General features: G+C 66.9%; 2 protein-coding genes (1 of these 2 running past the window's edge). Both read right to left on the bottom strand.

What is annotated here, in order from left to right:
- Positions 1–25,009, bottom strand: the 5' portion of a protein-coding gene (locus OHB26_RS21585) for a C2 family cysteine protease (RefSeq protein WP_330179082.1). Its footprint begins 1,982 nt before the window's first position; 25,009 of the gene's 26,991 nt are visible here — the first part of the coding sequence; it begins with the start codon at positions 25,007–25,009; its stop codon lies off the left edge, out of view.
- Positions 25,009–26,142, bottom strand: a complete 1,134-nt coding sequence (locus OHB26_RS21580; protein WP_330179081.1) for a hypothetical protein — start codon at positions 26,140–26,142, stop codon at positions 25,009–25,011. The genes OHB26_RS21585 and OHB26_RS21580 overlap by 1 nt, the downstream gene beginning before the upstream one ends.

The following is a 26,142-nucleotide window of genomic DNA, read 5'->3' as shown; positions in this document are numbered from 1 at the left end:
GCATAGCGATACCGGCCGGTGGCGCCGACTGTCGCTGCGGTACCGGCTGTTCCATGGGCGCAGGCTCTTCGATCAGCAGCGCGTCCCCGGCCTCCCGCCGCTCCGGCGCCGCGGCGGGCGCACGGTCCCGCGTGAACTCGCCCGCACTATGCGAGGTTCCCGAATCCGAATCCGTCGATTCGACACTGTCCTGCGACGCCGATTCATGTATGTACAGCGGGCCGATCGACTCGTGCCGCACGAGCTCGGCGACCGCGGGCCGGGCCGCGCGCCCTTCCCTGCGCACGCCATGCCGGAGGCTGCCCAGGAAATTCCAGCGTCGCCCCGAACGGGGACGCCACCACGGCGACCGCGGCGGGCGCGCGGAATCCTCGGCCGGGACCTCGGCACGATCCCGCCGCAGTCCCCGAGCCAGCCGACGGACCGAATCGCCGAACACCGCCCGCGCCGGGCGTCGCACCGGCGCATCATCGTCGCCGACGCCACCGCGCCACAGTTGCCCATCCGAATGCGTTGCCGCGGAAGGGTTCTGGGTGTGCTCGTAGGCGAAGACCTCACTGTCGCCCGCGCGGACGGCGACCCAATAATGCCCGTCGTCAGCACTCACACCGTCGCGGAACAGTGCTTTGACCCGCGTGCCCGCAACGCCGAAACGCAGCGACCGCACCGATCCATTCCGGAAATACACATCCAGATTCAGCCGCAGTGCCCGCGCCGCGGCCGGCAACAGCCGGTCGGCGGCGAGGTTGTTCCACTGCCCCGGCTCCAGCAAGACCCGCAACTGCTTGGTGAACTGGCGAAGACGCAGGTCCATCGAACGCTCCGCACCCATGAAACCGCCGAGATACGCCGCCGGATCGTGCAGCATCGCGCTCACCACCGTGCGCCGGAAGTCCAGGTGCGCCCGTTCATCCGCCACCGGGATCTCCAGCGACCGCGCCAGCGCATGCCAGAGGCAATTGTTGCCCAGTCCCGGCTGTGACTCCCATACCGTGTCGCGACCCGGCGGCACGATACCGCCGATCGCATCGGCTCTGTGACGCTGATCCGACGAGCCACCGGCACCGGCCATCGAGACCGTGTGCCCGGCGACCGGGGCACCGGGCGAATCCTGCGGACCGTAGGCGAAATGCGTTGCGGTACCGGCTGATACAAGATCATCGAACTTGTTCAGATGTTCGAAATCGACGAGCAGGACACCGCCGTCACCGTATTCGACACCCGCTATCGGACTCGGCACCCGAGGGTTACGGCCCCAGGGATTCTCCAGCCGTAGGACGAAGCGGCCGTCGGCCCGGTCCTCGACTCCGAGCAGCGAGTATCCATGGCCGCCAATCAGACCCGGGTACCGGGTCGCGTCCTCCGCTTCATGCCCGTACCGACGGGTGGAGATGGACAACGAGTCGCCTCGTCGCAGCAGGAACCGAATCAAATCGGCCAGGTGCCGCTGCACGGTCTTATCGGAGAACGGAATCGCACTGTCGGCGGTGTCCCGGTAGTACCCGTGCACAGCGTCGAGTTCATGACGCCAGCGGTCCCGTTCGGCGGCGGTCAGCAGCGCGTCCACGAATCGCCGGAACCGCCGCGGGGTATCGATCCGGCCAGGCTGCCGGTCGGCTTGCCAGCGCGGCCCCAGCTCGCCCAATCGATCGGCGAAAGCGGGATCCGCCCGCGCCACCGAGACGAGTGCCGGGTTCGCGCGGATACGCGCGTCGACCAACTCGTGCAGCGTGTCTACGCCCAGGGTCATCGGATGCAGGAACTCCGGATTGCCGAGAGCGCGAACCGGCTGACGCAGGCTGCCGAAACCGCCCGGCTCGAACGGAGGTAGCAACTCCGCGAACGTCTTGCCGGGCATGCCGCCGTAGATATCGGCGAAACTGCCGCCCCGCCACACCACGTACGCCTTCTCGATCAGCGCGGGCCACACCGCGGAACCCGGACGGGCCGCCGCGTATACCGCCGAACCAGCCGGACTGACGAATAGCTCCCGGGTAATCCGAACCCATTCCGGCCGGCCATTGTTGAAGAACCGCACCGACACGGTGCCATCCCGGTGACCGTGAATCATTTCCTCGATCTTCGCGGGATTGCGCTCGGCCAGATTCTGCAATGGCGCCAGCAGATAGCAATCACCGGCCAGCCCCTGCACGACATCCGCTCGGACCGGGCCGTTCGGACCGAACAACGGACCGTCGGCCGCGCGCCGCCCGGGCCCCAGCGCGCTCGCCGCGGCGGCGGAGACAATGCCGTCCCCGTTCAGCAACAGCTCACCGGCACCCGGCCCAGGCCGCAGGGCCGCGTATCCGCCCGCCGGACGTTCGACAAGGGCGGAACCCGATGTCAGCCAGCGCAACCCCTCGACCCGAGGAACGGTGCGGGTATGCACGACATCGGCCGCGAGACCGGCGAACTCGGGCAGCAGATTCCGGTGCACCCGGTACTCGCCGCCATTGCGGTACAGCGCGAACAGTTGTGGATCATCCCCGCAGACACCGACCTCCCAGGCATCGCCCGGAACCAATCTCAGCAAATCCCCGCGTTGTCCGTAAATGATGTTCAGCTCGCCGGCCGGTGCGAACACGGTGGCGGCGGCGGGCATCGGCGAACGCGGGATCGACGCCGGATCGAGCGGCACCCCGTACCGCCGCACCGATACGACGGCCCCGGCCTCGATATCCCCGCGCAGAATCCCATACGCCTTGTACGCCAGCGCGGGCCACATCGCCTCACCTTCGGCGTGCGCCACTTCCGACGGCGAATCGCCGAAATGGATAAGAGTCCGATCGACCCGCACCCAACTGGGCGCACCATCGACAAAGAACCGCACCCCGACCGTCCCATCGGGATACTCGTGGAACATCTCGACCAGGGCCTGCGGATCCTCGGCCGCGATCAGCCCCATATTGGCGATCAACCGGCCCGCCGACCATATCCCCAGCGGTCCCGGTCCGGCGTCCTCCGCGCGTGGCACCGGCCGCCCGTCCACCGTTGAAAACACCGGGCCCGCATGCATTCTCACCGTCGGCTCGACCTCCAGCGCGACCCCGGCCGCCTCGGGGATCACCACGACCGAGCCCCGATGCTCCAGCTCCCAGCTGCCGGGGACGATCTCCCGAACCGATACCTCGGCACCGCCGAGCAGCTCTCGCACCTCCCCGTCCACGTCGGCGAACAACAACCGGCCGGGGCGGATCCCCGGTGCCGAATCCAGGGCGCGAGGTGTTCCCAGCCGCGAGCCGTCCGGCTGAATCGTCCATTCGAAGAAGGCGAGCACACCCGGGCGCACGCGGTGCACGGCATCCGGTCCGGCACTCAGCTGCAGCGAGTTCCGCTCTGACACACCGTCGGAACCGCGCTCCTTATACCACGTCACACTCTGTTCGGGACCGATCACCAAAGCCCCGCCATCGTCATCGATCACCACGGTTGTCCGATTGTCAGCGATGGCGTGGTTCAGATCGTTGATCTCGAGCTGCCGTACCACGAGCTCGTCCGGCACCTCCGACGCGAACGCACCCCTGATGCGCGGATCACCCACCGGGACCGTCGAATCCGCGAAAAGCTCCGGCAGGCCGCCTTCCTCCCAGGATTCGCCCTGGGATTCAACGAAATATCCGGGACCGGCGCCCTGGTCCTCGACAGCCCGATGCGCGGTTCCGTCGAAACTCTCCTCGAAGATCAATTCCGCCAGTTCGCCCGCAGTCGGGTGCGCGGTCACCACATCGCTGATCTGCTCGGCGTAGACCCGGGCCCGCAGATTCGCCGGGCTCAGCGTGACGGCCTTCCCGGTATCCGGGTCGTACAGCTGAAAGTGATCGGCGGTGGTTCGGATCGCCGCGAACGTGGTACGGGCTCCCGGTCCCGTCAACCAGAGCCGTGCACCCACCGCCATCTCATCGAAATCGATGTCCGCGAGCGCCGCCGACGACGCGGAGACGCCGAGTCCCGCGCGGGCCCACTCCACCCAGGCCCTTTCACTACCGGGCCGCAAGGCTTCCCGGCTCGGGTCATATCGGGCGACGACCGCGTCGACCGCCCGCCGGCGCTGGTCGACCGTCAACTCCTCGAAGTCGAGCAGACCGCCTTCGGGTAGACCGTGCAGCAGCCAGTGCCGTGCCAGCCACCCGCCGAATCGGCCGAGCGAAACGCTGCGAGGTTTACTCGTCCGCGCCGCGTAGATCCGCGGAACCGATCCTCGCGCCTCCGAATGCCATACCGGCGACGAGGAGAGTGGACCGCTGCCCCGGGGTCGCTCCAAGTGCAAATACGGATTCCGCAATCGTGGACCGCCCGGATTCGGCAACACCACAGCGGTTTCCGCACCACCGATCCGGGTGCTGAGCGCTTCCGAGGCAGGCCGCGCCCCCTGCTGGTCAGACACGTTCGCGGGCGATATGACACCCGCCTCCGACTGGGCGACCGCCGCGGACCCTTCGCCGCGATCACTTCCGATCGCCGCGGCCGCTCTCGCGGTGTCATCGAACGCGGTCATGGCATCGGCCCCGGTCGCCGGCGACGCGATAGGTTGCGCGACCTCCGTGTCCGCGCCGGACCGGCTCGGGGGCAGGATCTCCGCCTTCAATATGGTCATGCCGTCGGCGGACATTCCTACGCCATTGATCTTGTATCTCGTACCGCGAGCCAGCAGGAATTCGAATTGATTGCCGCCCTGGGCCACCGTGTCTTTCCCTATGTAGAGCCCCGGCGCGCCGGGCGGGAGGATCAACTCCAAACGGTATCCGGAGAACACATTCACAATGGTATTCACGGCAACCGAGGTCGACATGTATCCGGGTTCCGTCTGGACTGCACCGATCAGCAGCCGCGGGTCACGGCCATTGAGCGGCTCGCCCCCCTGATCGACCAGATACCCGATATCACTCACCACGCGAACGATCTGAATGGGTTCGGATATCAGCGCGGGCCGGCCGGTAGCTCCGTCCAGGAGATCGATCTGTTCCATGAGCTGGGCCGTGAACGGCTCCTCGAAGGGTAGGCGATAGTGATCCCAGAGCAACTCGCATAATTCACTCGCGGCCACCAATTTTTCGAGCCGCCGCGGATCTGCCAACGTGTCGCGGATCTCCCGCAACCGTTCGGCATTCTCCTCATCCGGCCCCGCGTCCTCGAGTTCTATTTTGTCCTGTTCGAGCTCGGATATACTGGGCGCATCATAGTAGTCGTCCCCCTTCAAGATTTTCAAGACATTGAAATCCGTAAAGAGACCGTCGATATATCCAGCAATGTCGCCGGTATCGGAGGCGTTCCGCAAGATCCGATTGATCCACGTTTCCCGCTCATAGTGATGGACGGCGAGCTCCATCTTCCGGGGCGACATACTTTCCGGGCCCGCCATCGGCGTCCGACGCAATTTTTCCAGCGTCTCGAGGTGGCGACTGGCGTACTCGTCGCCGGCCCTGTCACTGGAGAAGCGGCGAACTCCGTCATTATCGACTTGACCGGCCGCAGCTGTCCGCGCCTCCGCGAATTCGGTGAACTCCGCGAATCGGCCGCCCCAATTCTCCACTGTCCGGCCGACACTCACCGCGGCGCTCGGATATTCCGCCGACTCGGCACCGCTGAGTGCACCGGCGTCCTGCCGCTGCGGCGATTCGAGTGCGGCCGAGGTCGACGGCGTACTGTCGCCCGCGGTGGACCGCGTGCCCGCACCCGCCGAGGATATGCGCGTGAATTGGTTGAAATGCCGCGCGAGAACCTCGACCACACCCCCGTTCGGGTCCGTCGGACGTGACCCGTGCGGATTGGTCAGCCGCACGCCGGTCACCCGCCCGGTGGCTTCATCGGTCACCAAGCCCGAGACGATATAGGCGTGACCACCCACGAGTTGGGTGTACGGGTGTCTGCCCACGGCACGGGGGCGAGTGCCGACGGCGACGGTATCGCCGTGATTCAGCAGGTAGTCGATCCGGTCGAGCGCCCACCGCGTCACCACCGAATCCGGCAGCGGCGCATCGGATTCCCACCGCGTCATCTCGGCCAGCAGTACTTCGATCAGCTGCTCCCGCTGCCCATATTCGCCGGCTCCGAGCGTCGCCCTCAGGAATGCGTCGAACCCGGCCGCTTTCCGGGCGTCGTTGGCACGGGATACTTCCGGGTTCGGCCGGCCGTTCAGCCAATCACGCCAGGCCCCCTCGAGGGTCAGCAGCTCGTTCGCGAACTCGGCACTACCCACCAGCTCCGCCAGCGCATCCGGGCCCAATGTCATCGGATGCGCGAAGGTCTCGTCGTCGGAGGTTCCGGTCGGCTGCGCCCGGCCCGCCGCACCGGGCAGTTCAGTCGGGCGCAGCATGCCCGCGGTGGCCCCGGCGGAACCACCACTGGCCGCGACATATCCCCGAGCATTACCGCGATAGATCGCCCACGCCTTCTCGATCAGGGCCGGCCACAATGGCTGGCCCGGCTCGTTCGCCGCGTAGGCCATCTTGCCGCCGTAGGCGTAGAAGCGCCGGTCCACCGGAACCCACACCGCGCGACCGTCGGGCTCGATGAATCGCACCTCGAAGTCATGATCCGGACGCGACCGGATCATCTCGCGAATCCACTCCGGATGATGCCGCGCCAGATCGAGGAGGGGAGCCAGGAGATAGCATGTCCCCGCGCCACCCTGCCGCACATCCTGCGGACGCGGTCCATCCGGGCCGAAAATCTCGCTGTCGACCTCCACGAGGCCGGGCACCCGCACACCCTGGCGCTGAAGTTCGGCCTCGGCGACCTGATGCCATACCGTTCTGCCCACCGCTGTCGCGGGAGCATGCACCAGGACTTGATCGGATGCGCTGTCGCACCGGCGGATCGCGACCCGGGCGCCTCCGGCAAAGCGGATTCTCTCGCCCTCCGAGTCGAATTCGATCCCGGTCGCGGGCATTGTCACCATCGCAGCCGGGACACGCTCGTCACGTTCCGGATCATGCACCGCGGCAACGGCTTTTTGTGCCTCGAGCAGCAGCGCGGGCCAGATCGGATCGGTGTCGTAGACATTGCTCCGGTCCAGCGTGGTGGAGCCGTCCACCCGCACCCACCGCGGGCGGCCGTCGACCATCAGGAGCACATCGAACAGTTCGACGGAGTCCGCACCCGCCCTGCCCGCGACGGGCCGCACCATATGCTCGACCGCGCCCGGATAGTCAACGAGGAGTTCACGAAGCTGTTCGGCGGCGGCGTCATCCTGACCCCGCAAAATCTCCAGATCGCTCACCTCCGGCTTGCCGGTGTCCCCGAACAGCGGGCCGTCGAGCGCCCACACATAGGGCAGCCCGGCTCGTTCGGCCGCGAGCCGTGTTACCGAAACAGCCGGGTCACCGGCCCTGTACACCAGCACCCGGCCCCATTGGCGGCGATCCGGTTCGACCAGAACCGGATCACTCGCGAACAGATCCAGACCGCGTGGGTGCCCGGACAGTCGCCGCTCCAGGACGAACCCGCCCCGTAGCGCATTACGGCGGTATCGGGAACGCAGGAAAGCGCTCTGGGACACCCAGCCGCTGTCCGCTACTCCTGTCACCAGGTACGACTTCAATCCGTCAGCGCTCACCCGGGTCGACTCCGGCCCCTGAACGTACTCGAAAACGCCTCCCGGATGGGGCATCAACTGCCGTCCATCCTCCGTCACCACCGGAGCGGTGTCCGCTTCGACACGGTGCACCCGCCGGGCGGGATGCAGCACCGCCGCGCTCGTCGCACCATGCGGAACCAGCGCGATCGGACCGGCGATCACCGAAGCCGATGCGGGCCGGGACATTTCGTCGACCCGCAGGGGGTTCGGCCGACTGTACAGGTGATCCAGTGCCGCACTGTTGCGGAGGGGATCGGCCGGGTATTCGCCGCCTTCGTCCGACAACCTGGTGAGCACACCCGCGCGCACCTCGATCAGCGCCGCGGCGGCCGCCGGGGCGCCGTTCAAAAGGCTTGCGTGCGTGAGCTGTTCATCGCTCTGCCGCGCCTCGGGAACCGCGTACATATTGCCGTACTCGTCCATCACCATGACCGCGAGCGAGATCGCTTGGCGCGTAGTGATTTCCGTATCCCAGGTGGTGTCGAACAGGCCACCGTCGGACCTGTACAGCAGTCCCCGCGGCCCCACTACGATTCGGAACCGCTCACGCTCGGCGGGCGCGAGCGATGAATCGATCGCGGCCGAGGCGCGCACCCCCTCGAGCGACCGGTCCACGGCATTGATTCGCTCCGGCACCGGAAGGTCGGTCCAGGCGAAAACCGGCCGCGCCGCGCGCGAGCGCCCGGACTCGGAATCGGCACTCTCCCCGTACTGTTGGCGATCGAGATCGTCGAAATCGGGTAGCGCCGCGCGGAAACCCTCGACCTCATCCGAGGTTATGCCGGAATCCACGGCCGCCATATGCCTGCGGAACATGCGCGCCGACAGCCCGATCTCCCGACGCGTATCGCTATCCATCGTCGTGCGCAGGAAGCCGACGAAACCGTCGGCGTACCGGGCATCATGAAGTCCCAGCCAGCGCCGATACGCGCGCTCGGCGAACCGCACGGCGAAATCCGTGACCGCGTCCCCGCTGACACCCCGAGCGACCGCCGCCTCGATTCCCGCGGCGTAGGCCCGATCGTAAGCGTCACGGGCCGGGGTCCAATTATCCGGATCCTGTTGTGCGCGATACCAATCGGCCATATGTCCGCGCCACCGCTCGGCAAGCTCCAGTACTCGCCAGGCCGCGGCGAGATTGCCCATCGGCTCCGCGGGCGTACGCAGCGAATCCGTGAGATTCTCCACCGACATCGCCATCGGATGCGGAGTGAAATCGTGGCCGGCCGCCCATGTCCAACTGTTCACGCCCTCCGGCCGCAATGCGCGCACGGCCTCCGGGAGGCGGCCGGCGCGCACTCCGGCGTGCCCCTGCTCGCCACCGTGGTACACCGCCCACGCCCTCTCGATCACCGCGGGCCACACGGGCTGACCGGGAACGTGTGCCGCATAAGCCATTTCGCCGGCGCTGCCGTAGGCGTGGAAGTAACGGTCCACCGCGACCCGAACCGTACCGCCCTCGACTGTCCGGAACAGCACCTCGAAGTTGCCGTCCGGACGCTCCCGCACTATCCGGCGAACCCACTCCGGCCGTTTCGCCAAGGACAGCAACAGGGCCAGCAGTGCCGACGATCCGACCCCCACCTCGTGCACATCATCGATACGCACGGCACCGCCCGGCCCGAACAACGGCCCCTCGGCCCGGACCAGCCTCGGCGCCGCGATACCGAGTACCGACTCCGGTACCAGGTGCCAATCCGACTCCGAGTCGTCACCCAGCGGATCGAGCACCCACACCTGCTCGGTGAGGTTCTCATGCGGGCGAACCGCGGCGCGCTCGTCACCCTCGAGCTCTATCGTCTTATCCCCCGAGTCGAACGAGACGCCGGGCTCGGGGATCAGCAGTGCGGCCGCCGGTTGGGCCAGCCGATGGTTCACCGGCCGGTCGAGCCGATAGTCGTCGGTGCTCTCAGCGTCCGGACGCCACCTGTCATCGAACACCTCGACGGCGGGCACTTCGGTTCCGGCGGCCGCGCGGGCCGCGGCGAAGGCGGTCAGCGCGTTCCGCAACCGGCGTTCACGAGGAGCCACCAATGCCGCCGCGGAGTTCAAAACCCGCGACAGCGTTCCGGATTCGCGGCGGGTCTCGTCGTCCAGCCAGATCACCACCGCCGCGTCCGTCGCCGGATCCTGCTGCCGCGCCGCCGCGTACAAGTTCATACCGTCGATCGCACCGCTACTCATCACGGACAGCGTGGTATCGAACCCGGGAACATGCCATGCCACGAATCCGGCAGTGTCGATATTTCCGAAACTCACCACCATCGCGGCGTGCGGGCCGGACGCGTTCGGATCGAATTTCAGCAGGTGCACGTCCGGGGTGGCGATGCCGGACAGACTCGCGGTCAGCCGGGCCTCCAATTCGGCTTCACAGAGCGCGAACGACGCCTCTTCGAATTGCCGAAGTCGCCGCTGCTCGGCCTCCGAAAGGGGCGCACCAACGCCACGCGCGGCCCGGTCGAATCCGACCGTCAGTTTTTCCAGCACAGCATGGAGATAATTCCGATTCAGCGTATCCCGGACCTCCGCTGGAATACTCACGGAATTACGCAGGGCGGGAAACTCCGTCACCAGGCGATATTGATTCTCCGGTGCGATATTCGAGAAGCGCAGATCATTCCACCACCGGCTGCCGCGCTCGGCCCACCATCGCGCCATCAGGTCCTGCCGAGCTGCCGCCGCACCGGTGGCAGGCAGATCGGGCGGGGTCGGATCCCCGATCTTCACCGGGTCAACGGCGGGACGCGTCTCGCCGCGCGCGAGCGCCTCCGACCACGCGGTGAGATCGTCCTGCCTGCGGGCGAGTGCCAGCTTCTCCGCTCGCAGCAGATCCTGGACGGCCGTCGTGCCGACCCGCCGAAGCCGTCTCAATACGGCCAATTCTTGCTGGTTCCGCAGGATCCGCTGCCGCTCGACCGCGGCTTTCTGCCGTCCGAGTTCGCTGGCCGAGTGCGCCGATGCGGCGATAGCGGCCGATACGGGAACCGTGGCGGCAGCGCTCCCCGCGCCGACCGGCTCGGCGCCGAACGCGAACAAAGTACCCGGGCCCGAAGTACCGATAGCCGAGAATTGGTTGAGGTCTTTCAGCGGAACCGAGATCTCGGCGTTGGCGTGCGGATCGAGGACGATCACGGCGGTCGGCGTCTCCGGATTTCCGGAGTTCACCACGCGAACTACGGAATACGCATGCCCGGCCTGCAACTGGACGGTATGCCTGTTACCGCCCGCGAATTCCGATTTGGTGCCGATGACCACCGTATCCTGGAATCGGAGCAGGTGTTCGATCAGTTCGGCGGTCCACCGCGCGATCGTCGTATCGGATAATTCGATATTCGACTCCGAAGCCCGCATATGCGCGAGCAGGATATTGCGATCCACCCACTGTTCGGTGAGGAAGGCTCGGAAGGACCCGACAGCATCCTCTCGCACTCCGGAGTTCCACTTCGCCAGCGCGTCCGTCACCGCTCCGGCCACATTCTCGGACCAGCCCAAACCCTCGGTCAGCACACCATCCGGTGCCAGCAGCGTCGACGGGAGCAGTTCCTCGTCCACCATGCTCTCGATCACCGCATCGATCGCATCCCGCAATCGCTTCTCCAGGGCGCCCGCGGCCCCCTCCACAGCGCTCGCGGCGAACCGGTTCTCCGCATACCGGCTATCCGCGTCCAGGACATACCGAGCCAGACCGGAACTGCCCAGCAGTTCCTCCAGCCTGTCCAGATCCAATTGGAACAGGGGCTCATCGATGGTGTGCGTCAACTGAACATCGGTCTCGCCGCGCGGCGTCACCGGCGGCCGCAGCATCGCCGCCGTGGCACCGGGGAATCCGCCGCCCGCGCCCTGATACCCCAACTCCCCGCCGCGCAGCACCGCCCATGCCTTCTCGATTACCGCGGGCCACAGCGGTTGTCCGGGACGATGGGCGGCGTACGCCATACCGGCCGATCCGTAGCTGTAGAACCGGCGATCCACCGCGACCCGCAGCACCCGGCCGTTGGGCTGGGTGAACCGCACCTCGAAATTGCCGTCCGACCGCTCCCGCACCATCTGACGGATCCACTCCGGATGCCGCTGAGCCAAGGATTTGAGGCCGGCGAGCAGGTAGCACGTTCCGGCGTCGCCCTGCCGCACATCGTTCTCGTGCGGGACGCCGTCCGCCCCGAACAGCGCGCCGCCGACTCGCTCGAGTCGCGGCATCGGCACCCCGAGTCGCGCCTGATCGACCAGGCGCCACGCCTTCCGGTTGGGCACCGCCGCCGAGTCGTGCACGAATACCCAGCCGGGCAGGGTGTCGTGCGGGCGTACCGCGATCCGCGCGGGCCCGGCCCGGCCGGGTCCGAATATCGTCGAGAGATCAGCGACCTCCACCGTCGCCGCCGGCTGGGCCAGCTGATGGTTACGCGGCCGGTGGGGCTGCAGACTGTCCGCGACGCTTCCGGCGACCGGCCCCAAGGGCTGCTCGAGCACCCGGATCCCGGGCACACCGGCCGAGCCGCCGAGCCGGGCGGTATCGAACGCGATCAGCGCGTCCCGCAACCGGTCCGCGCCCCTGCTCAGCAGGGTCTCGACCGTCCGAGTCAACCGCGCCGCCCGGCCGTCCCCACGCATGACCCCGTCGTCCATCCACAGCACGACCGCGACTCGCGCCGCCGGTTCCTCCTGCCGCATGGCCGCGGACAGCTCCATCGCCTCGACCAACCCGGTGCTCATCGACGAAATCGACGTCTCGAACCCGGGTACCAGCCAGGTGATCGACGTGGCGGCGTCGACATCCCCGAAACTCAGCACCACCGCGCCACGCTTACCGAAGGCGTCCGGATCGAACTTCAGCAGATGCACCGGCGGAACGGCCGTTCCCGCCAATTCCGCCACCACTCGGGCCTCCAGCTCCGCGGTGTGCAGGTTGAACAGCATTCGGTCCAGCAGGTGGCGGCGGCGCAAACCGGCGCCCCAGGTGACATCCGCGAGTTCGACGACCCCGGATCGGAGATAGGCGCGGTTCAGCGTGTCGCGGACCTCGGCGGGAACACCGTCGGTATTGCGCAGCATCGGGAAGTCCGTGACCAGGCGGTGCTGGAATTCCGGTGCGAGACTCGGGAACCGAAGCTCGCTCCACCACTGCCGACCGTGATCCCGCCACCACCGCGACCATCGCGCGGGCTGGTTGGTCGCCGCGTCCGTGGCCGGCGAATCCGCCGGGAGCCGCGGCGGCGCCATCCGGTCCGTCGGAGCGGTCGGCTCCGGGCCCGTCCAGAGACCACCGGCCGGTGCCGCCGGGCGAATCTCCCCGCGCTGCAACGAGTTCCACCATTGATCGAGATCCTCGCGCTGTCGGCGCAGCACGAGGAGTTCGGCCGTCAGCAGGCGCTGCACCTGCACGGTGTTCTGGGCGCGCCGCAGCCGGCTCGAGACGGCCGTCTCCTGCGGGATCAGCAGGAGTCTCCGGCGGTCGACTTCGGCCCGCTGCCATGCCAACTCGTCGGCAGGCTCCCGCACCGGTGCCGGAATGTCCTCGCGCACAAGCGAAGCCGGAGTCGTGAGATATCCGGGCGGCGTCGCATCCGTTGTCCGCGCGCCGCTCCCCGCACCGGGCTCACCGAGGCCGGCCGATTCCGACGCCGCCATCAGCTCGAGGGCCAGCCACGCGCGCCGTTCGGCATCGGACCGAACCTCTTGATAGGGAAGGGAATCCGAATCGGAAACGATGACTTCCGAGACACCGGCCGCGCTGTCATCCGATACCGCACCGACCCGGCCCGCCGCTCGGTGCGCCGCCCCGCCGGGGGTCCGGGCCTCCGGGCCGAACGCACTGAGAGTTCCCGGACCGGAAGCGCCGATTCCCTCGAATTGATTCAGACGGTTCAGGGGTACGCGAATCTCCGGTCCCCCGTTCGGATCACGCATGATCACCGCGGCCGGAAGGCCGGACCGGTGATTCTCCCCACGGTCCACGCGAACTATGGAGTACGCGTGACCGGGAGTCAGTCCCACCTCGGCATGCTGATCATTCGATAGCGCCCGCTTCGTCGCCAAAACGACGGTATCCCCGCGCCGGAGCAGATGATCGATCCGCTCGGCCACCCAGGAGGCAATAGTGGTGTCGGTCAATCTGTCATTGGATATCCACTCTTTCAGGTGCGTCTGAAGCAGTTGACCCGACTCGGTCCATTGCGTTTCTATGAGGTCGGAGAGGACGGTCGCGTCATCGTCGAGTCCCAGCTCCTTCCACACCTTCAGTACATCCCCGACCGCTGCCGCGATATCGCGACCACCGGCGAATGCCGCGAGCTCCGCACGACTCATTGCGAGCAGCGCGGATGGACGGGTGTCACCATCCAGTATTCGAACCGCGATATCGAGGCTCGCCTCCAGCAGCACGGGTTCCAGCAGATCCGACTCGATCGCCGCGACAGGATTCGTCCAGAATCCCGAAAGCAGATCCTTTTCCATGCCCAGGATCAGCTGCGCGACACCGGGACTGCCGATCAGTTCGCCAAGCATGTCGGGACCCATCTGAAATGGGGTGCCGATCAGATACCGATCGATACTCAGCGTCGGCTGAGTTCCCGCTCGACCCGCCATCTGCGGCGGTCGCAATTGCCCGGCGGTGATTCCCGAATGTCCGGAGTCTATGCCTTGATAGCCTTGCGCTTTGCCGTGGAATACCGCCCACGCCTTTTCGATCACCGCGGGCCACAGCGGTCGCGATGCATTGTGCACGGCGTACGTCATCTTCCCGGTGGAGTCCTGGTAGAAGGTGTCATCCACCTTGACCCATTCCCAGCGGTCATTCTTACGATCGTAGAATCGCACGCTGAATGTGCGCACCTGCTCAACCGTGGTCTCATGGATCATATTGACGATGAGGCCGGGGTTCCGATCCGCCAAGGAGATCAGACTCGCCATCAGGTAGCAGTCTCCGACGGCGCCCTGCTGAACATCCGCCGGTCGTGGAATGCCGTCCACGAACAGTGCGCCGGCCGCTTTCCCCTTTCTGATCTCCGTACCGCCGGAAATGGCGGCCGGCAACCAGCTTTCGCTCGCCGGGCGATAGAGGTCGATCTTCGTCGGATCATCCGGATTCGGCCGTATCGCGATGGCTGAGCCGGGGCCGAACTCCACCACCTTGCCGCCCTCGAGGCAGAAGAGCCCGGCGGTCTTCGGACGCAGGCTCTTCGCCCCACCGGCAAGCGCGATTTCGTCGAACGCCGCGCGAACCACGGCGTCCGCCAGCTTCCGAACATTGCCGTCCGGGAAGGCGATTTCGCGGAATACGGGTTCGCCGGGTCTGCTCCCGCCGACGATCGGCAGCGTCGCAGCGATGGTGGCCGATACCAGTCGACCGCCGGTATCGACCACGATCAGGTGGTGATCCGGAACCTTCAGCCGCGTCGCCGGCATGGTGGTCAGCAGGTTCGAAGGCGGGGAGATCTCGGAACCGGAAGGCGTCGGCACGGCCGATCTGAACTCGGCTTCCGCGGCCGCCGACGCGTACCCGACCGGTGCTCGCAGCAGCTGTTCCACCAGATGCTCGCCCAGCGGCGAGGCGTACTCCGCTGCCGCGCTCAGCGTGGGGACGACCGGCGGACTCGCCGGATCGGCAGTGCTCGGCGACACCTGATAACCGAGGGCCTCGCCGTCCTCGCGAACCGCGACCCAGTAGTGACCGTCATCGCCGGCGCCCTCGCGGAACAGGGCCTTCGCCTGAGTGCTGGAGCCGCCGAAATGCAGCCGCGCCGGCGACTCACCGGGGAAGTAGACGTCCAGATTCAATTCCAGCGCCTTGGCCGCCGCGGGCAGGAGGTAATCGGCGGCGAGGTGATTCCATTCCCCCAGCTCCAGCAATAGCCGCAATTGTCCGACGAATGCCGCACGGCGTACGGCGAGAGATTCTTCCGCCGCCATGAAATCGCCGATGTATTCGTCCGGAGCGGCGAGCATCATGCTTACCACTCCCTTTCGGAAGTCCAGATGCGCGGCCTCGTCTTCGAGCGGAATCTCCAATGTTCGCGCCAGCGCGTACCACAGGCAGTTGTTCCCGGCTCCGGGCTGCGATTCCCACGTGTTTCCGTCGCCGGGCGGTCGAGTCCCCGCGACCTCCACCGCCCTCCGGCGATCGGTCGAGGAGTCATCGGCGCCACCGCGGAACAGTCCCGTCGGCGCGGCAGCGATCGACTGTCGCTCGAGCTTCTCCGCGCGCCTCCACTGTGACCAATTGGCTGCCGAGGCCCGCCGGATCCGTGGCCGGCCATCGAAATCGGTCGATCGGAAGCCCTCCGCCAGTCGAACGCCCTGGCTGCGCAGCGCATCGAGGACTCTGTCGTTGGCCTCCTCCTGGGATGCCTTGGCGTCCGCGAGGGCTTTCTCCCACTGCTGGACATCCTTGTTGTGGTCGATATTCGGTAGATAATGGCCGCTACCATCACGCAGGGCGATGAGCTGCCCATGCCTGGCCTCGATATATCCGGCGCCCGAGACGATGCGGCCGCCGAGAAATGAGGAGTGCTGGATATAACCGCGCCGTTTCTCGGCCGCGTACAAGTTGCCGAATTCGTCCATGACGAATATCGAGTGAGTACCGGCAGGGGTATCGAAAACAGCGCCATCACTTGCTCGATGCAGAAGTCCACCGGGCCCTACGAAGATTCGATGCGACTCGAGTTCGGACGCGGTCATATAGTATGTCGGCGTATGTTCGAAAACCGGATTGACCGATTGATTTTCGCGCCTGTCATTCCGAGGCGTGAGGTGTGCCTTGGTCTCGAGGGGCCGGGTTTCGCCGATATACCGGCTGCTCATGGCGAGGCCGTTGAGTAGCGGGAGCTTACGGGTGGCGAGCATCCGGGTGCGCCGTGGGGGTATATGGGCGCGGTGCGCCCACTGATCGGCGGGTGCTGGATGCGGGCGGATGGAGAACTCTGGATCCATGCTCGCGAAGAGATTTCCGTCGTCGTTGACGCCGATCTCGTACCGTGTTCCATCGGATGATCGGCGAAGATAGGTGAATTGCTTGCCCGGAACGTTCTGATAGACCTCCACTCGGCCATCGCGCTGCTGGAATACGAGATTGAGTCGCAGGGCGTTCGCGATATCGGCCAGCGCGTGATCTTCGTGCTCGGCCCGATTCTCCATCGGCCAGTCCGCCTCGTCGAACGCATCCAGTCGATATGAAATCGCGAGATCTCGCAAGTTCATTATCTCCTGGTAGGCGGCGGTGGCGCGATTCTGCTCTGCGACCGATTCCGCTGCGGTGACCGCTCCACGAACCCAGCGCGCCCTGAATTGCGCCCGCGCCTGCTCCTCGCGGTTGACAAGGTCAACGATTTGGGGGTCCGTGGCGGTATAACGGTATTGGTCCCTCCGCATGAAATCGAGAATTTCGCGACGGAGATCGTTCCCGTTACGGTTGGTGAGGCGACCCAGGGCCATCGGCAGCGTGCCGGACCGCTCGCTCGTCCAGCGGGCGGGTGTGATGAAGGGCCGCGCGGCTTCGAGCGCTGAAACCGGCTGTGCCGCGACATCAACCGATGATCCTGCCGATGACGCCGAGGCGGCGTGTTCCGCAATGGGTTCCAGGTTCACGCGGTATTGCGCCATCCACGGGTCCGCCGGCGCACCGGCCGCTTCGGCCTCCTCCGGCTCGACCGGGCTCCACGCCTTCGCGAGCGCGAGCGGCGCCGCCCGATCGGGCTGTAAATACAGCGCCGTCGGTGCGGCGGCTCGCTGCGTCGGACGCGCCGCGTCGGAAGCCAGCGCGGCGGCGTGCGCCTCGATGAACAGCACGGGCCAGACCGGATTAGTGCCAGGCGCCGGCGCGGCCAGTCGGGTGGATCGATCCACCCGCACCCATCGGGGTTCTCTCGCCACTGTCAGCAAGACTTCCGCACCGACCACATTGCCATCGCTGACGATCACCCGTCCGGCACCGTCGATCACGTTTCCGCCGCCATCGAGCCGATTGCCCTCGGCGTTGATCACCTCGGCGCCGACGGTGCGCACGGCGCCGCGGTCGGCGACGACGAAACGCAGCATGCTCGCGATGGCACCGGGAACGGCCGCGCGAGATCGCAACTCGCGCACCATCGGACCGTCCGGGAGACCGAGCAGATCATCGAGCACCGGGCCGCGACTGCCGAATACCGGACCGTCGAGCCCGCGCGGACGCGACAGCCCGGCGCGCTGAGCCTCATCCTCGGTTATCCAGTGGCCCTGACCCCCGGCGTGCACGAGCAATTGCCCCGGATTGCCGATCGCGGGACTGACGACCACCGGTTGATACTCGAACACCGCGAGTTCCGCGCTCACGGCCACGGTGCGCGCGTACCAGTCGTTCGCTTGGTCCCAGCGATATCCCGCGGCGGCCAATGCGGCGGTCGAAATCCAATGGTCGCCGTTCTGCCCGGATATCTCGACATGTGCCGAACCATCCGCGTCGGCGTACCGTGCCCGGGACGCGGGAAGTCGGAGAATACCGCCGGGGTACGGCTCAACGGATTCGTCCGCATCGGAGGTCAATGGGCGGTTCGGCCCGCGCAGTCGGACGCCCGCGGGGGGACGCAGTCCTAATCGCGCGGCCTCGTTCTCTCGGACCCAATGCCCCCGGCCCCCGACATGCACCAGCACGTGGCCCGAGACGACTCCCAGCGGATCCACGACCACCGGCTGATATTCGAAGACCTCCAGCCCGCTGGTCAGCGTCGTGGCGCGGGCGAACCATCGGTTGGGGTTGTCCCACTTGTACCCGGCGGCCAGCAGAGCGGCATGCGAGATCGCGGCGTTTCCGTTCGCGCCACGCAATCTGATATGCAGGATTCCTGCCGGGTCCACGAACTGCCAGGACCCCGAAGTGTCGTCGGTGCGCAGGATACCGCCGGGATACGGCTCGAACACCCGGCCCGGACCGATCAGTAAAGGGCTGTGCCCGAAAGTGATTCGCGTACCGAGCCCGGCCGGGGACAGCACCGGCTCATCACTCCAGGCACCGATCGCGGCAAGGGCGACCGGTGCGTCCGGCCCCGGCGGTGGCACTGCCTGATCCCACGTCGCCACATCGGGCGACGGGTTCTCGGCGGGAGCTCGCACCTCGAGGACATGTGCGTCTTCGTGGGCGATTCGGAATTGCGAGAAATTCCGCTCGCGCAGGAATTCCCGAACCGTCCGATCCTCCAGCGGGACGGGTGCGAGGTTGTGGTCGTAGACGATGTGATCATCGGTGCCCTCGATGCGCACGACCGTGTACAAGTGCCGGGTCTCGTTGCCCAGCAGCAGGAACTCCCCTTCGGCGATCCCACGGGCGAAGATGTCGACAGCGGTGATGGCGATCGGATCGTGGTATCGCCGCGTGACCCGCGTGTCTTCCCACCGCGGAGGTTCGGTGTCTGTCTCCTGCCCCGGTGCCGGAGCGGAGGTGCCGGGACGAGCCTGGTCCGTTCCGCCGCGCAACGGTTGCGCGGCCGCGGCATCCGAAGCGTCCATCGGCGGCGGGACCTGCTCGGCGACCCCCGCACGCGGGCCGGGCTGCGACTGATCCGCCGTGGCGGACGAACCAGGCGTCACCACAACACTATTGGTGACAAGGTGGGCGGCATTGCGGACTTGCAGATCCCCGGCCAGCGTCAGCAGCTCGGACTCTGCGGCCCGGCGCTCGGCGAGCGCGACGTCCCGGACGTTGAGCGCGGCCTCGACGGCGGCCTTGTTCCGGTCGCTGGGAACCGCGTGGAATTCGTCGGTCGCACGCTCATGCGCGGTGATGGCGTCTTCGTGCGCGGCGATCGCACCCGTGTACCGGATAACGGTCTGCGCGTGCTGGGGTGAGTGCGCGAACAACTCATCGTCGGCGGCCAAATAGTAACGGACGCTGCCCTTCTGGCCCATGCGCGCGGCACGGTTCTCGGCCTGGATATCGATATCGCGCAGATTCGACTTGCTTGTCACACTGACCTGTAGACCACCGCGCTCACTGACCGCGTCGGCGACGGGAATGTCGACGCCACGGCTGCCCTGACGATTGATGATCAAGATCTTGCCGAGTGCGCCGGCCTCGTCGAAGATCTGCTGCAGACGAGCTTCGGCATGTTCGCCATTGACGAGGAACCACTCCGCGTCGATCGCCACATGCTCGACACCGGCCGCCCTCAGCAGCGTCGAGAGGCGCGCGACCTCACTATTGCGGTTGGCGATCACCAACTCCGGGAGGGCGGTCGGGCTGTGCCCCGCCACCAGGTCCTCGGCGATCATCTGGTGTTTGGCCGTCTGGTCGACCGCCGTTCGGGCGGCCAGGGTGAGCAGTTTCGATTCCTTGTTGCGCGGAATCGTCACCACGTCCGCCATGCCGTAGTCCTCGGACAGCGGCCGGGATGCCCCTCGAGCGGTGCCGGACGCGCCGGTCACCGAGGTGTAGTGGTCCCCGGAGAACAGTTCCCGCGCCGTCAGGCTCTTCGAATTCGCCGAATCGGCGCGGATGGTGAACCCGTGTTCGGCCTCGATCGCCTGTGCCAGACCACCGTTCCACCGGCTCTCGGTGGAGGTCTTCGGATCGAACATCACCTTATGGGTGGTCTGGTCGAGGATATAGACCTTCTGATTCGCCCGGTCGACGATGTAGTGGTCGTTCTCGATGAACTCCCAGCGCGCCGAGGCTGCCGAATTCACCCGCCGCACAACGTCATCGAGCCGCTGCTGCGCCGTCTCCGACGTCGCTCGATCACCCGGCTCGGTCTTCAGCAGGTCCCTTACCGCGGCGACGCCGGCGTCGGTGAGCTTCGCGGGCCCACCGAGCTGCCCATCGGTCCTGCCGAAGTGCGCTTCGGTCAGATCACCTGTGCGCAAATACCTATCGAGAAAGTCCCGGGCCTCGACGACGCGGGCGGCCACCCGCGGATCGGCGGCTTGGGACACGCCCTCGGAGGTGATCCAGGTGGTGTCCGCGTGCACCAGTGCCTCATCGATCTCATCGATGACGGCGATATGTCCGGGCAACTCCTTGCCGCGCAGACGTCCGAAGGCGGCATCGTTCAGGGTGCCGACGTAGATGGTCGGCTCCCCCCGCACCACCTCGGCGTACGCGTTGTCCGGACCGTCCTCCGGATTCATGCGCGCGATCTTGAACCCGTGCGGCTCCAGGACTTTCCGATACAGCTCATAGGCATGGTTGGCCAGGGTATCGCGGGTGGTGAACACCTGCACCGGCTCGCCGGCCGACGCCTTCAACATCGCGTCGGCCAGGAATACCAGCGTCTTACCTTCGCCGGCATCCATATTGATCGGGCCGCGGCGCATCGCCATCGCCGCCATGACCTGGTTCCAGAACATGGTCTTGCCGGTCCCGCGCCGGACCACTTCGATCGCCGCCGACACCGCGTCGTGGTACTCGTCCGCACGCGCGGGGTCGTCATGATGGGAACTGCCCGCGAGCAACTCCCGCAGCGTCGCGTCCGAGGTCTTCGCCCACACCTTGGGGTCGTACCGGTCGACGAGGTCTCTGGCCTCCTGCTCGAAATTCCTCGCCCGCTCGGCGGCCGGACGGTGCGAATCCTGCGGCTCGGAGTGCGGGGACTGCGAATCATTATGGGCGGGTAAGTGATTCGAACCGTCGGTCGCGGCGGGCCGCACTCCGTCGGATTCCGGATGCGGCGAAACAACCGACGGTGACCGGCCCTCGAATACCCGGCCGTCTTCCCGCACCGCGACCCAGTAGTGCCCGTCGTCCGCACCGGCGCCCTGCCGGAACAGGGCGCTCACCTGCTGGTCCCGCGGACCGTGGTGCAGGGACCGGGACAGCCCATTGGGGAAGTAGACGTCCAGATTCAGTTTCAGCGCCTTCGCCGCGGCGGGCAGCAACTCCTCGGCCGCGGGCACGTTCCAGCTGCCCAATTCCCGCAGTTCGGCCAACTGCCTGTCGAATTCGGCGTACCGATCCGGATGCCCCCGCATGAAGTCGCCGATGTACGACTCCGGATGCCGGCGCATTTCCTGCACCATATGGGCCCGCAGATCCGCGTGGGCCGTCACATCGCCGACACCGATATCGAGGGCGCGGCCCAGCGCGTGCCACAAACAGTTGTTCCCCTCCCCCGGCTGCGACTCCCAGACGCTGTCCCGGCCCGGCGGAGCGATCCCGTCGACCGCGGCGCGGGTCTCACGTTCACCCGATGCCCGGCCACCACCGGTGAGCCGGAATTCGTCATCGTGCCGCGACCCGTTCGCTCGCTCGTCGCGGATCGGCGCGGGCTCCCGGTGCGCCACATTCTCATCCGCGCGCACCCGAAATTCGGTCATACGCCCGTCGGTCAATATCGCGGCCAGGTCCTTGGCCGGTACGTCCGCTCCGCTGACATGCCGCCAACCGCTTTCCGCCCCAGCGTCTGCCGCGCTCTCCCCGGGACGCCGCCAGATGTAATGGGCGCGTTCGCCGTCACCCAGCGCGATCACCGAGATGTCGGAGACGCTGGCGTTCGCGTATTGGTCCTTCGTGAGGATTCTCGGATCGTCACCGAGTTCGGTGAGCAGTGCCCATTCCTTGCCCTCGGCCGCACTCTGGTCGTGCTCCTGGGTCCGCGATGATCGAATGCTCTCGGCATCGCGCTCCGCGGTCTTCCCCGCATCGCTGTGCACGCTGTCGGCGTCCGATTTCGCCTCGGGGGGTGTGGGTTTCGCCGCCGGCTTCCAGTCGGCGACCTGTTCCGGAGTGTATTTCCGCCCGTGCTGGTCGAAATGATCGACGCCCTCGTAGAACTTGCCGAGCGCGGCCTTCACCCGGGCCGGGGCGGGACGATAGGCCCCGGCCGCGTCGTGGATCGCGGTCAGCCTCCCGTTCTCGAACGTGGCCTTGAAGGCGGTGTACACCCCGGCGTTGTGGAAGGCCTCATGCGGCAGATCGCTGACATACCAGCGTCCCTCGTGATCGCCGACGACCGTCCGCATGGCCGGTGCCTGCTGCTGGGCCCACCGCCGCAGCAGTGGTCCCTTCGGAGGCAGGTCGATCCGACGCTCGTCGAGCGCGTCCGCACCCGCGGCTTCATCCGACTTCGGCAAGCGGGTCCAGTGGCCGTCCTCGGAGATCTCATGCTGATAGTCGGGACGTTCGTCTTCGTTGAGCCGGTACACATTCCGCGAATGCGCGTGGTCGGAGCCATGGATCACGGCGCCGTCGTCCCCGGCGGCCGCGCGCGCGGAAGGCTTCTTCTCGCCGAAGTGGGGACGCAGTGTCAGGTCATTGCCCTGGTGCTGCCGGAACGCCTCGCGATCCGCGTGCGGCGACTTGGTGCCCTTGAGCATCGCCCAGGTCTGCTGGAAGCCGACGATCTCCTTCAGGAAGCCGCCGAAGCCGGGCCACACCGGTCCCAGCAGGCTCGGATCGACCCGGCGCCAGCGCACATCGGGGAGAGGTGCCGCCGAAGCGGCGCTCTCATGTTTGGCGTTGCCCGAATGTTTCGGGCCTTCCGCGAGTGTCGAATTCACACTGTCGCCGGTGCGGGTAGAGACGGAGTCGCGGATAGATTCGCTGTCCCGCCCCTCGTGTGACGGGGTACCGCCGCGTGATGCGGACGCCGCCGACTTCTGTTCGGGCTGTTGGGATTTCGACGGTGTGCGGGCGGGAACCTCGCTGGGCGACCTGTCGTTCTCGTGGGTGGCCGGCGCGCCGTCCCGGATCGGCCGGGGGCTCGCCGCCTGCTCCGGTGAGCGCGGGGACGCCGGGGTGTCGGCACGCGGCGGCGCGGGCTCGTGCACGGTCGCGGAATCGGCGTGTTCGTCGCCGGTCCGGGACAGGTTCGACTTGACCTCCGACGTGGACGCCTTCGCCTGAATGCCGTCGGGCGTATCGGTCCTGTCGCGGGTCGAACTCGCGCTGGAGCCTGCGCTCGATCGCGGCCGCGAACGCGGTTCCTCGCCGGTGGGGCGACCCGGTGCCGAGGGCCGCGGTTCGGCCTGCGGGCGAGCGGAATTCCCGGCCGTGGCGGCCTTGCCGGATTCGTTCGCCGGGGCGCGCCCATCAGCCGGCCTGCCGGGCGTCTCCGCGGCGCGGCTGCCGTCCTGCATGCCGGTCGTACCGTTCGACGGCTGCCGGACCGGCGCCTGCCCTTGACCGCTCTCTGCGGCCGCCTCGTTCCCGCGCTCGGATTCGTGCTGCGATCCCGGGCTTCGGTACTGCGACTGATCGCTCGCGTCGGTTCGGTCGCCGCCGCGGGCCGACGAACCCGAACTATCCTGTCCCGAGGAGGTTTTCGAGTCCGCACCAACGCTGGAATCGTCCGCTCCGGAGTTCTGGCGCTGGACGCCACCGGCATTCGAGTCGGAGCCGCCGGTCGAGCGCTGGGTGGCGCTGTCGCCGGAACGCTGACTCACGACGCTGTTCGCGCGCTCCGTACCCGCTCCCGAACCACCGGTGGAGCCCTCCGGACCGTTTCCGGTCGCGGGCTTCGCACCGGTCGCACCCTCCGATATCGGCGCGGTGATGCCCTCCGGGACCTTGGTCGCCCCGAGGTCCACCTTCTCGGGCAGATCCACATGGACCTTCGCGCCGGAGTTGCGAAAACCCCGGGCGCCACCGGCGAACGCGCCGGCCACGCCGGCGCCCAGCATCGCCGGGTCCAGGGCGAACGGTCCGCCATTGATGATCTGGTTGGCGACGCCACCGCCGATCATGCCGCCGACGCCACCGGCCCCGCCCTGTACGGCACCGCGCATGAGCTGTTGGAACTTGCCGTCGAATTCCGATTTTGTGAGCTTTCCGCCCAAATGCTGGAAGAGGTCCCCACCGAGTTTTCCGAACAGGTGACCGAATGCGCCACCCAGCGCGCCACCCAGCGCGAATTGCCCCAATTCCTGGAGATCGAAACCTTCCCGGTGGCCCGCGGCCATCTGCCCCAATTGAATCAGGATATCCATGATCACCTGCTGACCCATCGCACGCAGGGCGGCGATCACGATTTCCATCATCAGTTTCTTCAACCAATGGAATACCAATTGATAGAAGCCGATCAGCAACACCTCCTCTTCGGCGGCGGTCGGCGGGAAGAACCATGCCATGATGATGTCGTACAGCAGCTGAAACAGACCGATGAGGATCATGATCTTGTTTTCTTGAATCGCGCAACCGACCTTGTCGCACGATTTCGCCATCTGCTCCAAAGACTCAGCGATCGAATGGAGCGACGATTGGCTCGATTCGTCCGTCATATCCTTGAGTGTCTTGACCATCTGCGAGTTCTTATCGCCCGCGGATTCGTACGCCTTCAAGACGTCCTCGATGGCCTGGGTGATGCCAGGAACCAATGCCGTCAACTCGGAGGAAGCCTCCGCCCACGCGTCGGCGAGCGCGAACATGCCGTTCTCGCTGCCCTCGGGCCATCCACTGCCGGCGGCATAACTCAAGAAGTGCAGCTCGGAAGGCAGGGGGATATCGGACCGCGTTATCGGATCGGGAACAGTCATCACTGACCACCGACCGGCCAGCCGGACCGCTGCCACGGATCATTCGGACCCGAAGCGCCCTCACCCTCGTCGGCGGATGACGAGGGCTTGCGGCGCTCACCGCGCCGCTTCTCCTTCGCCTCACCGGCGCCGACGCCGGCACCGCTGCCCGGTATACCCGGCGCGCTCGGCATCATCCCGCCGCTGGACACCGCGGCCCGCGACTGCACGCCGCCCGGCGCGCCCTTGGTCGCCAATTGCTCGCCCTCGACCGCGGATCCCGGCAATGGCGGCCGGGGAGCTCCGGCCGTCCCGCCGCCCGGACCACCGGGACCGGGGTTCGTCGCGACCGGATTACCCTGCGGCCCAACACCTGCCGGATCGGTGCCGGGAACGTACGCGTTCGGTCCGAAAGCACCGGGCAGCCCGGTGCTACCCGGATCCACGGGCGTCTCCGTAATGGAGGTACCCGGCGGCGTCATCGCGGCGATCGGGTTGCCGGAGCTCCACGGGCCGGTACCGTTCTGCTGCGACAGGGCCAGGGGGCCGGTGCTGTCGGTCAATGCCCTATTCGCCAGCGACGGCCCGGACGGGCCGGTATCGAGATTCGGCCCACTCGCATCGGCCCCACTCGGATTCGCGCCCGGTGGGTTCGCGCCACCGGGGTTGTGCCCGCCCATGTTCGGACCGCCCGACTGCGAGCCGCCCGTATTCCCCCCACCTGAATTACCGCTGCCCGAACTGCCGCCGCCCTGATACTGATTGTTCGCCGGTGGACCGGAGGGCTTGCCGAAGTTCGGATCGGAGCTGACCGGGCCGGTGAACGGCGCCGGTTTACCGTGTGCGTCCTCGTCGATGTAATTCTTCAGCATCCACTCCGCGTAGAGGTCCTCACCGAGACCGAATGCCTTACCCGCCTCCTCGATCGTTTTGCCGTAGTTCACCAGCAGCTGTCCGTATACCGGAATCGCACCGGAGGCGTCGGAACCGGTGCTGCCATTGCCGACCAGCGCCTCCACCGACGCCAAATAGCCCGACGCACCCTCGGAGAATTGCTTCCCCATCGCGTCGCCGCCCCAGGGCTGTCCGAGCGAGTGGATGCTATTGCTCAATTTGGTGAGCACGTCGAACAGCCCGTGTGCCGCGCTCGGCAA

The sequence above is a fragment of the Nocardia sp. NBC_01503 genome (genome assembly GCF_036327755.1).
In the GTDB taxonomy this organism is placed as follows: domain Bacteria; phylum Actinomycetota; class Actinomycetes; order Mycobacteriales; family Mycobacteriaceae; genus Nocardia.
This window is presented reverse-complemented; position numbering and strand designations above follow the sequence as displayed.